At 46.1% G+C, this 16345-nt stretch carries 1 protein-coding gene; it reads left to right on the top strand.

From position 1 onward, the window contains the following. Nucleotides 1–16303: bacitracin non-ribosomal peptide synthetase BacC (gene bacC / locus LQ247_RS15720; RefSeq protein WP_231006244.1), on the top strand; the 16303-nt coding region annotated here is incomplete at its 5' end. Nucleotides 16304–16345 lie beyond the last annotated feature (42 nt).

The raw sequence follows: 16345 nt of genomic DNA, 5'->3' as shown, positions 1-16345 counted from the left end.
TTTCGTGAACATGGACAAGCTGCCGCTCACCAAAAACGGGAAAGTGGACAGAAAAGCCCTGCCTGAGCCGGACAGAACGATGGGAGCGGAAAGTGAGTATGAGGCGCCGCGAAATGAAACGGAAGAAAAGCTGGCAGCAATTTGGCGTGATATTTTAAAGGTGGAAAAGGCCGGTATCAACGATCATTTCTTCGAGCTGGGGGGACATTCTCTCAAAGCGGCCGCGATGGCGGCAAGAATCCGAAAGGAGCTCAAAGCGGAAATCCCTCTTGGGCAAATCTTTAAAACGCCGACAATCAAAGGATTGGGAGAATATATCAGATCGACAAAAGATAGTGTTGATTCATCTATTAAAAAAGTGGAAGAAAAAGAATACTATCGTCTTTCATCCGCGCAAAAAAGACTGTACATTCTAGGTCAAATCGAAGGGAGCGGATTGTCCTACAACATCCCTTTTACCATGAAAGTCAAGGGCTCCTTCGATATACGCCGGTTTGAGAACGCATTGCAAATTGTCATTCAAAGACATGAAGCGCTTAGAACGTCCTTCTTGATGGCGGATGGAGAGCCAGTTCAAAAGATTGAAAAAGAAGTAGATTTCAGCATCAAATCCAGCGAAATAGAGTCTCTATCCATTCAAGAGATCATCAAACAATTTGTCAGACCGTTTGATTTAAAAAAGGCCCCGCTTTTTAGAACAGAGGTGGTCAAGGTTGACGACGAGGAACATATCATTCTGTTTGATATGCACCATATCATTTCAGACGGCGCATCGATGGGGGTTTTGACAAAAGAAATTTGCGATTTGTACGGCGGAAAAGAACTGGAGCCGCTCAGCCTCCAATATAAAGACTATTCAGAATGGCAAAGGGCTTTTTATCAAAAAGATGAGATGAAAAGGCAAAAAGAGTACTGGCTCAATATTTTCAAAGGCGAGATTCCAGTCCTCAACATGCCGACGGATTACCCGAGGCCGCAAATACACAGTGTTGAAGGCGATAGAATCGGTTTTGCAATCGACGGCGAATTGACGAAGAAGCTCAAGCGGATCGCCAAAAACAACGGAGCGACCATGTATATGCTTCTTCTGGCGGCGTATACGGTTTTGCTTAGAACATATAGCGGACAGGAAGATTTGATTATCGGAACGCCGATTCAAGGAAGAAAACATCACGAGCTGAAACATGTAATCGGAATGTTTGTCAATACGCTGGCGATGAGAAATCATCCGAAGGGCGACAAGACATTCGCTGAATTTTTGCAAGATGTAAAAGAGACGGCGCTGAAGGCGTATGAAAACCAAGATTATCAATTTGACGATCTTGTCGAACAGCTTGACCTTGAACGCGACATGAGCAGAAATCCGCTGTTTGATACGATGTTTGTCCTGCAAAACTTGGAAAAAGCGGATGCTGAAATAGAAGGGCTCACATTTGAACCGTTTGAAAGCGACATCCATATTTCAAAATTTGACCTCACTTTATCGGCAATCGAAAAAGACTCGAAGATCGAATTTGATTTGGAATACTGTACAAAGCTGTTTAAAAGAGAAACGGTCGAAAGGATGGCGGCGCATTTCGTCCGTGCTTTAGAGGATATTTCCAATCGGCCGGACAAGCGGCTTGATCAAATAGAGGCCATGTCAGAAGACGAAAAAAACACATTGTTATATCGGTTTAATGATACGAAAACTGATGCTCCAATAGACAAAACCATTTGCCGGCTGTTTGCGGAGCGGGCGGAGACATCGCCTGACCAAACCGCGGTCGTGTTTGAAGATCAAAAGCTGACATATCGACAATTGCATGAGAGGTCAAATCAGCTGGCCCGGTTTTTAAGAGACAAAGGGGTTAAACCGGACACAGCCGTCGGCATCATGGTGGACCGCTCTCCCGAGATGATCATCGGCCTTCTGGGAATTTTGAAGGCCGGAGGCGCGTACCTGCCGCTTGATCCGGCATATCCTGAAGACAGGATCAAATACATCCTAGGCGACAGCCAAACAAAGTTTCTTCTGTCGGAAGAGGCGCTCATCAAAAAACGGTCCTTTATCAAAGAGGCCGGCATGATCAACATTGATATTCACGATAAACAAATTGCCGCCCTGGATGCGGCTCAATTGGAGCCTGTCAGCCATAGCGGGGATTTGGCTTACATCATCTATACTTCAGGGTCCACAGGAAAACCGAAGGGCGTCTTAATCGAACAAAAAGGGCTGAGCAATCTTGTTTCAGCAGTTGTCAAATTGATGCATTTAAACACGGACAGCAGAGTGATTCAATTTGCTTCACTATCATTTGATGCGTCAGCATTTGAAATCTTTCCGGCGCTGGCAGCCGGGGCGGCTTTAGTGTTGGGACGGCAGGAGGAAATGATGCCGGGGCAGCCGTTAACAAGCTTTATAAGACAGTATGACATCACTCATGCGACTTTGCCGCCGACCGTTCTGAATGTGTTGGATGAATTCAGATTGGAAAACCTCAAAGTGATCGTTTCCGCGGGCTCTGCTTGCACTGAAGAACTCGCAAAAAGGTGGTTCGGAAATCGGCTGTTTATCAATGCCTACGGACCGACGGAAACGACGGTCTGTGCAACGGCGGGGGTTTACGGAGGATCCGGTCGTCCTCATATCGGCAGTCCGATTGACAATACAAACGTATATGTATTGGATCAAAACCAGAAGCCTGTGCCGACAGGCGTTGTTGGAGAGCTTTGCGTCGGCGGAATCAGTCTTGCACGCGGGTATTTAAACCGGCCGGAACTGACAGCCGAAAAGTTTATTTCACATCCGTTTGTATCAGGGGAAAGATTGTACCGGACGGGTGATCTGGCCAGATGGCTGCCCGGTGGACATCTCGAGTTTTTAGGAAGAATAGACCATCAGGTGAAAATACGCGGATACCGGATTGAACTGGGAGAAATCGAGAATCAATTGCTCAAGCTTGACAAAATCGACGAAGCGGCGGTTATAGCCAGGAAGGACGATGACAACAGCGATTATTTGTGCGCTTATATCGTCTCCAAAGAAGACTGGACATCAACCGAGCTCAGTGAATGGCTCGAAAAAGAGCTCCCTCACTATATGATTCCGGCTTATTTTGTCAGACTGGATAAGCTGCCGCTCACCGCAAACGATAAAGTCGATCGAAAAGCCCTCCCTGCACCTGACAGACATGTCGCAACAGGAGCGGAATACGAAGCACCGCGGAATGACACAGAAGCTAAGCTCGTTGACATCTGGAGGGATGTTCTCGGTGCCGGAGACATCGGTATCAGCCATCACTTCTTTGCAGCAGGAGGAGATTCGATCAAGGCGTTGCAAATCGTCTCAAGGCTGTCCAGGCTTGGCCTGAAGCTTGAAATGAAGGATCTGTTCGCCAATCCGAGAATCAAGGATCTTTCCAAGTATGTTAAAAAACAATCACAGCGGCAAAATGCCAATACAATCGTCACGGGACATGCAGAACTCACTCCGATCCAAAAATGGTATTTTGCTAATAACAAAGAAGAGCTGGATCACTTTAACCAGTCATTTGTGCTCTTCAGAAAGGGCGGATTTGACGAAAGCTGTGTCAAAAAGACTTTCAATAAAATAATGGAGCAGCACGACGCGTTAAGGATGATCTATGAGGAAAAAGGCGGGGACTTCATTCAGTACAACAGAAGCTTTCAGGAAGACCTGTTCGACCTGGATGTTTATGATGTAAGAGGGCTTGATCGTCAAGCGGAAAAGGTGTATGAGCTGGCGACAAGCATTCAAAAACAAACATCGATCAGAAAAGGAAAACTTGTTCATCTCAGCATCTTCCGGGCTGATGAGGGCGACCACCTGCTCATTGTAATCCATCACCTTGTCGTCGACGGTGTATCGTGGAGAATACTGTTTGAGGACTTCGAAACATTGTACAGTCAGGCATTAAAGGGGCAAACGCTCGAGATCGGCTACAAAACGGATTCCTATCAAGAATTCGCCCGCAGGTTAAAAGCATACGCCCGCAGCCGAACCTTATTGAAGGAAGCCAAATATTGGCGGAACGTTGCCAAGGCACGTGTCCGGTTTATTCCGCCAAAGAACATATTAAAGGAAGATGTATACGAAAACAGCACGACGTTGAGCATCAAGCTCGGCAAAGAGGCAACAGCGGACCTTTTGCGAAACACGAACAGAGCCTACAACACCGAAATCAACGATATTTTGTTAACGGCATTACTAACCGGAGCAAAGGACATCACAGGGGAAAACAAACTGAAGGTCATGATGGAAGGCCACGGCAGGGAAGATATTTTAGAAGGCGTTGACATCACGAGAACAATCGGCTGGTTTACGACGATGTATCCGGTGCTTCTTGATGCAGGAGAAGAAAAAGCCCTCTCCCAACATATCAAAATGGTCAAAGAAACGTTGAGAAAAATACCGAATAAAGGAATCGGCTACGGACTCTTAAAGTATATGGCTGAAGACCCGGATTTTATCAACGAAGAAAAGGCCCGGATTTCATTTAACTATTTAGGCGAGATCGATGCCGACATGAACCGCGGCGAATTTTCCGGCTCAAGCTTCTCCGAAGGGGAAAGCATCGGCGGAAAAATCGCGAGAAGTCATTCTATCGAAATCAACGCCATCGTGATTCATCATGAGCTGGTGATTCATACAACCTTTAATCAAATGGAATACGAAAAAGATACGATCAGCCGGCTGAATCATCAATTAAAAGAACGCCTGGAACAAATCATTAAGCACTGCACGCAACAGACGGAAAGCGAAAGAACGCCGTCCGACTATGGAGATACAAATATCAGTTTAGACGAACTTGAAGAAATCAAAGGAAAATACAGTAGCGTCATTGAAAAAATCTATCCGCTTGCCAACATGCAAAAAGGTATGCTGTTCCATGCCATCGAGGATCATACCTCAGATGCATATTTTCAGCAGACGGTCATGGATATTGAAGGATATGTCGATCCGGCGATTCTTGAGGCAAGCTTTAATGACATCATGAAACGGCATGAAATCTTAAGGGCCTCTTATGAATATGAAATTGTTGAAGAACCGAGGCAGATCATCATCGAAAACCGCAGCATCGATTTCACCTATTTCAATATCGCGAAAAGCTCCGCACAGCAACAGGAAATGTTCATTGAGAGATTGATCAATGAAGATCGAAAAAAAGGCTTTGATTTAAGCAGAGATGTGTTAATGAGGGCTTACTTGCTGAAAACGGCGGAGCGCTCGTACCGGCTTGTCTGGAGCCATCACCATATTTTACTCGATGGCTGGTGCCTTGGCATCATCATGCGTGAGCTGTTTGTCATCTACGAAAACCGGATGACCGGCAAAGCCAGTCCATTAAAGGAGACGAAGCCGTACAGCGATTATATTAAGTGGCTTGAAAGACAGGATCAGAAAGAGGGCCGTCAATATTGGCGCGAATATTTAAAAGGGTATGAGGAACAGGCACAGCTGCCTACATTAACAAAACGCAAAAAAAGCAGCCTGTATGACCGCCGGGAGAAGGTCATCCATTTGTCAAAACAGCTGACAAAACAATTGAAGGCGCTCGCTGCTAAAAACAGTGTTACGCTTCATACGGTGATTCAAACGATTTGGGGCTTGATGCTTACGAAATATAATAAGATCGATGATGTCGTGTTTGGAACGGTCGTATCGGGCAGGGAAGCAAACGTAGACGGAATCGAAGACATGATCGGTCTGTTTATCAACACCATCCCGACAAGAATCAGATTCAATGAGCAGGCGCGTTTTAACGAATGTTTGCAAAAGGTTCAGGAAGATGCGATTCAAAGCAACCGCTACAACTATATGAATCTCGCTGAAGTCCAGGCTTTGAGCAGCTTAAAGAAAGATCTGATCGATCATATTCTCGTATTTGAGAACTATGAAACTGATGAACAGGACTTTGAAGAGAGTCAAATGAAGACAGGCTTTAAGGTGAATGAGATCAGCGCTGCGGAACAAAGCAATTACAGCTTTAGCATGTCGGTGACTCCTGGCGAAGAGCTCACCCTTGTTTTGACATATGACGGCAATGTCTATGACAGGGATATCATCAACAATATCGAAGGTCATATCAAAAGGGTCGCTGAGCAAGTGACGGCAAATGAGAACCGGAAAATCGCAGAGATTGACATGCTGGCGGAGGAAGAAAGAAAGACGCTTCTATATGAGTTCAACCGGACAAACGCAGATTATCCAAGGAATAAAACGATCCATCAATTATTTGAAGAACAGGCGGAACGGACGCCTGGGCATACTGCGGTCGTATTTGAAAAGGAGAAGCTCTCGTACAAAGCACTGAATGAAAGGTCAAATCAGCTGGCGGGACTGTTAAGGGAAAAAGGCGTAAAACCTGACATGATCGTCGGCGTTATGGCAAAGCGTTCTGTGGAGATGATTGTCGGAATGCTGGCGGTGCTGAAGGCCGGAGGCGCATACTTGCCGATCGATCCCGAATATCCGGAAGACCGGATCAGATACATGATCGAAGACAGCGGCATCAGCATCCTGCTGAAAAAGGCGGACAAACAGATTGACGTTGATCTCACCTGTATCGATATGAACGAAAAAGGGCTGACAAAAGACAAAGCCACAGAGAACTTAGAGCACACGAGCGGTTCTTCTGACATGGCTTATGTCATCTATACCTCAGGTTCGACCGGAAAGCCGAAGGGTGTCATGGTCAACCATCAATCAATTGTTAATACGCTTTATTGGAGGAAACAATCGTATGGCTACAGTACAGCCGATGCCACACTTCAAGTGCCGTCCTTTTCATTTGACAGTTCTGTTGAAGATATTTTCACGACGCTTATATCTGGGGCGAAGCTGGTTTTAATTAGAGATTTGCGGATGAATCCGCGTGAGATCATCGGTGCGTTGCGAACGCATAAAGCGACAAACTTGCTGGCCGTTCCGAGCTTTTATCTAAGCCTGCTCGACACGATTGAGCAGCCTTTAGAGGATTTAAGATTTATCACGGTCGCAGGGGAAGGCTTCAATGAAAGTCTGATCCGGCAGCATTTTGAAAAGCTGCCGAACGTCAAATTGTTTAATGAATACGGACCGACGGAAAACAGCGTTTGCTCAACGCGGGGCGAGCTGCAAAAAGATGACGAAAAAGTCGTCATCGGCCGGCCGATCAGCAATCACAAGGCTTATATTTTAAATCACAACCAGCAACTGCTGCCGTTGGGCACACCCGGTGAACTTTGTCTGAGCGGGGAAGGCCTTGCCCGCGGATACTTAAACAGACCTGACCTCACGCTTGGAAAATTTGTTCCAAACCCGTTTGTTCCAGGAGAAAACATGTACAGGACGGGGGATCTCGCAAGATTTTTACCTGATGGCCAAATCGAATATTTAGGAAGAATCGACCACCAAGTCAAAATCCGCGGATTCAGAATCGAACTGAGCGAAATCGAAAACCAATTGCTGAAAATAGAAGGCATTGACGCGGCGGCAGTTATGGCGCGGGAAGATCAAGCCGGCGGAAAATACCTATGCGCATATATCGTCGCGGACAAAACGGCCGGCGTTGCAGACGTCAGAAAATGCTTGTTAAAGGAACTGCCGGATTACATGGTGCCGTCATACTTTGTCAAGCTCGATCAATTGCCGCTTACGGCAAACGGCAAAATCGACAGAAAAGCGCTCCCTGAACCTAGCGGCACAATCAGTGAAGCGACGTACGAAGCACCGAGGAACCGCACAGAGGAAAAGCTTGTCTCAATCTGGGAGGACGTTTTAGGGATCGAAAACATCGGAATCAGCCACAATTTCTTTGAACTTGGCGGCCATTCCTTAAAAGCTGCGGCATTGACTGCAAAATTGCATAAAGAAATGAAGATTGAAGTCCCTTTAAGACAAATATTCGAAACACCAACAATCAAAGACATCGGTGATTTTATCGAATCCATGAAAGAAAGCCCTTATGCGTCCATCACACAAGCGGAAGAGAAAGAGTATTACGCATTGTCATCCGCACAAAGAAGGCTGTATATCCTTAATCAAATCGAACCAGGCGGCCTCTCTTACAACATGCCTTTCGCCATGAAAATTGCAGGAGATTTTGATGTCGACCGGTTCGAGGATGCTTTTCGGCAATTGATAGAAAGACATGAAGCCTTGAGGACGGCCTTTGTGATGGTTGACGGCGAACCTGTACAAAAAATCGAAAAAGAAGTCGATTTTAAAGTGAAGTACGGACGACTCGGACAGGACCGGCTGGAAGAAAAAATCAAAGCGTTCATCAAGCCGTTTGCTTTGGAAAAAGCGCCGCTTTTAAGAGTGGAAGTATTAAAAGCGAGTGGAGATGAACATGTACTGATGTTCGACATGCACCATATCATTTCAGACGGGGTATCCATGGCCATTTTCACAAGAGAACTGGCCGAGTTGTATGAGGGGAAAACATTGCAGCCGTTAACGATTCAGTACAAAGACTTTTCAGAATGGCAAAAACTTTTTTATCAAAAAGATGAGATTAAACGCCAGGAAGACTACTGGCTCAACGTTTTTCAAGGTGAAGTGCCGGTGCTGAATTTGCCGGCGGATGAAAAACGTCCGCAAAAGCGTTCGATTGAAGGAGATATCGTTCAGTTTGAAATAGACGGCGAAACGTCCGCCATGCTGAACAAACTGGCGAAAGAGAACGGCGCGACGATGTATATGTTGCTTTTGGCGGGATACACAACGCTCTTGGCGAAGTATACAGGCCAGGAGGATATCGTTGTCGGCTCACCGATCGCGGGAAGGCATCACAGCGATTTGAAACATGTCATCGGAGTGTTTATCAACACGCTGGCGATGAGGAACCATCCAAAAGGAGACATGCCATTTGCCGAATATTTAAAAGAGGTTAAAGAAACGGCGCTGAAAGCTTATGAAAATCAAGACTATCCATTTGATGAACTGGTTGAAAAACTTGATGTCAAACGGGATATGAGCAGACACCCGCTGTTTGATACCATGCTTGTTCTGCAAAACTTCGACGGCGATGAAGCGGACATCGATGGCTTGATATTCCAGCCACTCCAAACCGAGGTGAACATCTCAAAATTTGATTTGACGCTGACAGCCGCTGAGACAAATGAAGGCATTCAATGTGTTTTCAACTACAGTACAAAATTGTTTAAGCGGTCCACGATTGAAAGAATGGCGGGCCATTTGATCAATATTTTAAAGGAAGCGGCAAACGATCCGCAAATGCCGTTGAGCGACGTGAACATGCTGTCAGATGAAGAAATGCGAGTGCTTCGGGATCAGAATCAAGGACAACAAACAGATTACCCTAAAGATCAAACGGTTCATCAGCTGTTTGAGCATCAGGCTGGCAAATCGCCGGAGCAAACAGCGGTGGTCTTTGCGGATGAAAAGCTGACGTACAGGGAACTGAACGAAAAAGCAAATCAATTGGCAAGGCTTTTGAGAGACAAAGGAGCAAGCGCCGGTGCGCCTGTAGCGATCATGATTGAACCATCGCTTGAGATGATCATTTCCATGATGGCGGTACTGAAAGCCGGAGCGGCTTACGTGCCGATCGAGTCGGAGCAATTGGCCAAACGGACGAATGAGATTTTAAGTGACAGCAGAGCTGCAATATTGCTTGTCAAAGGCTCTGTCAAAGAAAACGTCGCGTTCGCTGGAGAAATCGTCAATGTTGCCGACGGTTTGATTGATGCGAAGGCCGCGTCAAACCTGTCTACATCGGGTGCAGCCGATCAGAATGCATATATTATATACACATCAGGCTCCACCGGAAAGCCGAAAGGCGTATTTATCAGACACGGGAATGTGGTGAATTATACAGCATGGTTTATGAAGGAAGCGGGTCTTACAGAAAACGACAAAGCCATGCTTGTGTCTTCATATGCGTTCGATTTGGGCTATACGAGCATCTTTTCGGCGCTGTTAAGCGGAAGCGAACTGCATATCGCACGAAAAGAATGCTATACAAATGCGCACCGGGCTTTAAAGTATATCAAAGAAAACGGCATCACCTATATCAAACTGACGCCGTCTCTGTTTAACATTTTTGTCAATGATCCGGGCTTTTCCGCCGAAAAACCTTGCGCTTCTCTCAGGCTGGTCGTCTTGGGCGGGGAGATGATCAATACAAGGGATGTTGAGACATTTTACAACCAATATCCCGATCATGTAGTCATGAATCATTATGGCCCGACGGAAACGACAATCGGCTCAGTCTTTAAAGTAATCGACCCGGAACACCTCAATTCTTTCAAAGAATATCCGGTTATCGGCACTCCGATCCATAATACGAATGCATATGTGCTTGATGAAAATATGAAACTGCTTCCGGAAGGTGTGTACGGAGAGCTCTGCATCGCAGGCGCCGGAGTGACAGGCGGCTATGTAAACAAACCGGATATCACGAAAGAAAAATTCGTCGAAAATCCGTTTGCACCGCATACAAAAATGTACAGGACCGGGGACCTTGCCAGAAGGCTGAGCGATGGAAATATCGAACTTGCAGGACGGATGGACAGCCAAGTCAAGGTAAGGGGCTACAGAATAGAACCGGAAGAAATCAAAAACAGGCTGTTGGCTCATGATGATATCAAGGAAGCCTTTATTGCTGCAAGGGAAGACCATAAAGGTGCAAAACAGCTGTGCGCCTATTTCACAGCAAACGCCGAATTACCGTTCGAGGACATCAGGACGTATCTGATGCGCGAGCTTCCAGAATATATGATTCCGTCTTCATTTGTCCAAATTGAGAAGATGCCGCTTTCAGCCAACGGAAAGATCGATACAACCGCATTGCCTGAACCGCAGCCGGGAAAAGAGACGGAATACGATCCGCCGCGGAACGAGACGGAAGAAAAGCTTGTTCAAATATGGGAAGATGTGCTTGGCATTGACAAGATCGGGATCACTCATCACTTTTTTGCAGCAGGCGGCGATTCCATCAAAGCGCTGCAAATGATCTCAAGATTATCAAGAGAAGGCCTGTCGCTAGAAATGAAAGATCTGTTTGCAAATCCGCAAATCAAGTCTTTGAGCCGATATGTCAAGGCCGAAACCGACAAATCAGCATCATATGAAACGGTAGAGGGCGAGGTTCTCTTGACTCCGATTCAACAAGAGTATTTCTCGTTGAACAAAACGGACAGGAACCATTACAACCATGCGGTTATACTTTATAGGAAAAACGGATTCGACGAGAGCATCGTCAAACGTGTATTCAGAGAAATCATCCAACATCACGATGCACTCCGGACGGTGTTTAGAGAAGAAGGCGGAAAGATCATTCAGTACAACCGGGGACCGGGCAAAAAGCTGTTTGACCTATTTGTCTATGATGTCTCGAGCGAAAACGACCAGCCTCAGAAAGTGTACCAATTGGCAACGGAGCTTCAGCAAAGCATCGATATTAAAACCGGCCCTCTGGTTAAACTGGCGCTCTTCAAAACGAATAATGGGGATCACCTGCTGATCATCATCCATCACCTTGTGGTCGACGGTATCTCCTGGAGAATATTATTTGAAGATTTGGCGCTGGGGTACAGTCAGTTATCAAATGGGGAAAAAGTCGAGTTCTATCCAAAAACAGCTTCCTACCAGGAATATGCACATCACATCACGGAATATTCAAAAACTGAAAAACTGCTTGGTGAAAAACAGTATTGGCTGAAGGCCGTTTATGAAGACGTCAAATTCCTGGAAATGAATGAAGATGCAGGTGTCTTCAAAGTTGAGGACAGCAAAACATTCAGCACGGAACTCGAAAAAGAGGAGACAGCGCGGCTTTTAAGAGAAACAAACCAAGCTTACCGTACCGAAATCAACGATCTTCTGATCGCTGCGCTTCTGGTGGCGGCAAGAGATATGACCGGGCAAAATAAATTAAGAATCACGCTGGAGGGGCATGGAAGAGAACAGGTGGCAGATGGCATCGATATCAGCAGAACGGTCGGCTGGTTTACCTCGAAATACCCGGTATTCATCGATTTGGGACAAGAAACAGACATGTCCAGAACGATTAAAATGGTGAAAGAGCACTTGCGAAACGTGCCGAACAAAGGCATCGGCTACGGAATTTTAAAGTATCTCACCCGGGACAGTGAGATCGCAAAAGGCGCAACATCACCAATCTTGTTCAATTACCTGGGACAGCTTGATGAAGACATCAACAGCGGAGAATTTTCTTCATCACACCTGTCGCCGGGAGAAGCAGCCGGAAAGGGCATCACTAGAGAACATCCACTCGAAATCAATGCGGTGGTCTTCAGGGGACAACTGGCCATTCAAACGACCTATAACACAAGAGCATACAGTGAAGACGTCGTCAGAACTTTTGCTCAAAAATATAAAGAAGCCTTGAAAGCGGTCATTCGCCACTGCGCGGAACGAGAAGAGACGGAAAAAACGCCGTCCGATTACGGAGACAAAGGCATCAGCTTAGATCAGCTTGAGGAAATCAAACTGAAATATAAAGGGATGGAAATCGAAAAAATCTATCCGCTTGCCAACATGCAAAGGGGCATGCTGTTCCACGCACTCGAAGACAAGGAATCACAGGCGTACTTTGAACAAATGGCCATCGATATGAAAGGATTGATCGATGAGCGTCTGTTTGCAGAAACGTTCAATGACATCATGGAAAGACACGAGATTCTAAGGGCCTCGATCGAGTATGAAATAACGGATGAACCAAGAAATGTGATCATCAAGGACAGAAAGATCAATCTTGACTATCATGACTTGCGAAAGCAGAGTCCGGCGGAACGGGAGCAAGTGATTCAAACGTATCGCAAAGCAGATCGGGAGAAAGGTTTTTGCTTAAACAGCGAACCATTGATCAGAGCCGCGCTAATGAGAACCGAGGATGACAGTTATACGTTCATATGGACAAACCACCATATTCTGCTTGACGGCTGGTCCCGGGGAATCATTATGGGAGAGCTGTTCCAAATGTATCATATGAAAGAAGGCGGGCAAAAACACCGGCTTGAAGAGGCAAGACCGTACAGCGATTATATCGGGTGGCTAGAGCAACAGGATAAAGAAGCTCCAAAAGCGTACTGGAAAAACTATTTATCAGGCTTTACCGAAAAATCGCCGATTTCGGTTTTGGCGAGTTCTTCCGGACATGCGAAATATAAGAGAAAAGAGGCCGTCATAGAATTCCCGCAACAATTAACCGGCCGGATCACAGAGCTTGCCAGCCGTAACAATGTCACCCTCCATACTGTTTTACAATGCATTTGGGGAATGCTTTTGGCAAGGTACAATCAAACGGATGATGTCGTATTCGGTACAGTCATTTCCGGCAGGGATGCACAAGTAGCCGGAATCGAAAAAATGGTCGGATTATTCATCAACACTGTACCGACGAGAATTAGACTGGAAAAAAGCCAAAGCTTTAAGGAACTCATCAAAAGCGTTCAGGAACAGGCTTTGGAAGGCAGGACATATCATGACATGAATCTGTCGGAAGTACAGTCGCTCAGTGAATTAAAAAGAGAGCTGCTGGATCATATCCTGATTTTCGAAAATTACGCGGTTGATCAGAGTGCATTTGAGACAAGCGGCAAACGCGGTGCTGGTTTTATCTTTGAAGAAATTCACGCCGAAGAACAAACAAATTACGGATTTAATATTGTGGCCGTCCCGGGCGAACGTTTGGTCATCAAATTGACTTATGACGGAAATATCTATCATGACCACATCATCGCCGGTATCAAAGGACACCTTCAACAAGTGATGGAACAGGTCGTCCAAAATGAAGATCAGTCATTAAACGACATCACAGTCCTTTCGGAAGCTGAAAGAAACAGGCTGTTGTACGAATGGAATGACACGAAAGCGGAATATCCGAATCAGACGATTCACCGGCTGTTTGAGGAACAAGCCGAAAAAACCCCTGAGCATGCTGCGGTTGTCTCAGGAAATGACAAACTGACGTACCGTGAGCTCAATGAAAAATCAAATCAGCTTGCCAGATACCTCAGGGACAAAGGAGTCAAAGAGGATACGATTGTCGCCATCATGGCAGAACGCTCACCGGAAATGGTGGTCGGAATCATGGGCATTTTGAAAGCCGGAGGAGCCTATTTGCCGATTGATCCCGATTATCCGGAAGAAAGGATCAAGTATATGCTTGAAGACAGCGGAGCGGCCATCATCCTTGTGGATCACAAGCAGGACTTGGGCACACTTCATCAGGAAGCCGTCGAATTAACCGGAGATTTCAGCAGTTATCCGGCTGACAATCTGGAACTGGCGGGTAACACCGACAGCCTTGCATATATCATCTACACGTCAGGATCCACAGGAAAACCAAAAGGGGTCATGATCAGGCAAAGAGGGCTGGTTAACTATATTACCTGGGCTGCCCGTGTATATGTCCAAGGCGAACAGCTTGATTTTGCCCTCTACTCATCCATTGCCTTTGATTTAACGGTGACATCGATATTTACGCCATTAATCTCAGGCAACCGGGTGATTGTGTATCAGCATAGCAGGGACGGGGAACCGCTGATTCGAAAAGTGTTCAGAGACCAAAAAGCCGGGATTGTCAAATTAACCCCGTCTCATTTAAGCCTTGTCAAAGACATGGGTGCCAGCGGATCAAGCATCAAACGCCTGATCGTCGGCGGGGAAGATTTAAAAACGGAACTGGCCAAAGAAATCACGGAGAGATTTCATCACAACATTGAAATCTACAATGAATACGGTCCGACCGAAACGGTTGTCGGCTGCATGATCTATCAATATGATGCCGGACGGGACCGGCAAGTTTCTGTCCCGATCGGCAAGCCGGCCTCCAATGTCCAGCTCTATATTCTGGATGAGCGTCAGGAAGTACAGCCGGTCGGAATTGCCGGAGAGCTGTATATCAGCGGAGACGGAGTCGCAAAAGGCTATTTGAACAAACCGGAACTGACGTCTGAAAAATTCCTGCCAAATCCGTTTTTACCGGGTGAAAGAATGTATCGAACAGGAGATCTTGCAAGAATGAGGCCGGATGGACATATTGAGTATCTGGGCCGGATCGATCACCAAGTCAAGATTCGGGGCTATCGCATCGAACTTGGCGAAATCGAGCATCAATTGTTAAGGCACAGCGATATAAAAGAAGCGGCGGTTGCCGCCAAAACAGATCAAAGCAACGATCAAGTTCTTTGCGCATACGTCGTTTCCGAAAGAGACATCACACAGGAAGACATCAAAGCGTTTTTGGTGAAGGAGCTTCCGGAATATATGGTGCCGTCCTATTTGCTGAAGCTTGATGAGCTGCCGCTGACACCAAACGGAAAAGTCGACTTGAAGGCCCTTCCAGAGCCAGATCGAAGCGCGGGCGCTTTACTGGAATATGAGCCTCCAAGACATGAGTTGGAAGAAAAAATGGCCGCCATTTGGGAAGACATCCTGAATATCGAACTGATTGGCATCAACGCCAACATATTCGATATCGGAGCGAATTCTTTAAACATCATGTCATTTGTCTCTAGGCTATATGCAGAGCTTGGCTTCAGAGTTCCGTTTAAGGACATTTTCTCCAAGCCGACCATTAAAGAGCTGTCTGATTTTCTGAAGCATGCACAAGACCTGCTGAAAGACTACACAGATGATTGCATGCAGCTGACCAGGGCGGAAGAAGGCGGCAAAAACCTGTTCTGCTTTCCGCCGGCCGCGTCGATGGGCATTGCCTACATGGGCTTGGCCAAGTTTCTAAAGCAGCATTCGGTGTACAGCTTCAACTTCATTCCATCCGCAAACAGGGTTCGAAAATACGCGGATATCATTAAAAACATTCAAGGTGAAGGGCCGTACACATTAATCGGCTATTCATCCGGCGGAATCCTGGCATTTGATGTGGCGAAAGAATTGAACCGGCAAGGATATGAAGTCGAAGATTTGATCATCATCGATTCAAAATATCGGACAAAAGCCGAGAAACATCAGTTCACAGAGGAGGAATACAGAGAAGAGATATCCAAAACATTTGAACTTGAGAAATACCGCGATGCAGAGAAATTATTGAGCGACTATTTAGTGGACTTGGTGATGAAGTCTTATGTATATATACAAAACACAGTTACAACCGGCGCAATTGACGGACATATCAGCTATATCAAGTCAAGCGACAATCAGCGGGATGAAAATATGATGATGTGGGAAAAAGCGGCGTCCAAAACCTTTACAGTCGTTCAAGGAGCCGGAACCCATATGCAAATGATCTCCAAGTCCCATCCCGACATTCTTGAAAGAAATGCAAGATTGATCCATGATATCATCAATAAGACTGTCAAAATATGAACAAAACGGCATCCTTTTCAGGGTGCCTTTTGTTTGCCTTAT

Source organism: Bacillus sp. BS3(2021) (genome assembly GCF_021043345.1).
Taxonomy (GTDB): domain Bacteria; phylum Bacillota; class Bacilli; order Bacillales; family Bacillaceae; genus Bacillus; species Bacillus paralicheniformis.
Note: the sequence above shows the minus strand (reverse complement) of the source record. Positions and strands in the feature narration are given on the sequence as shown.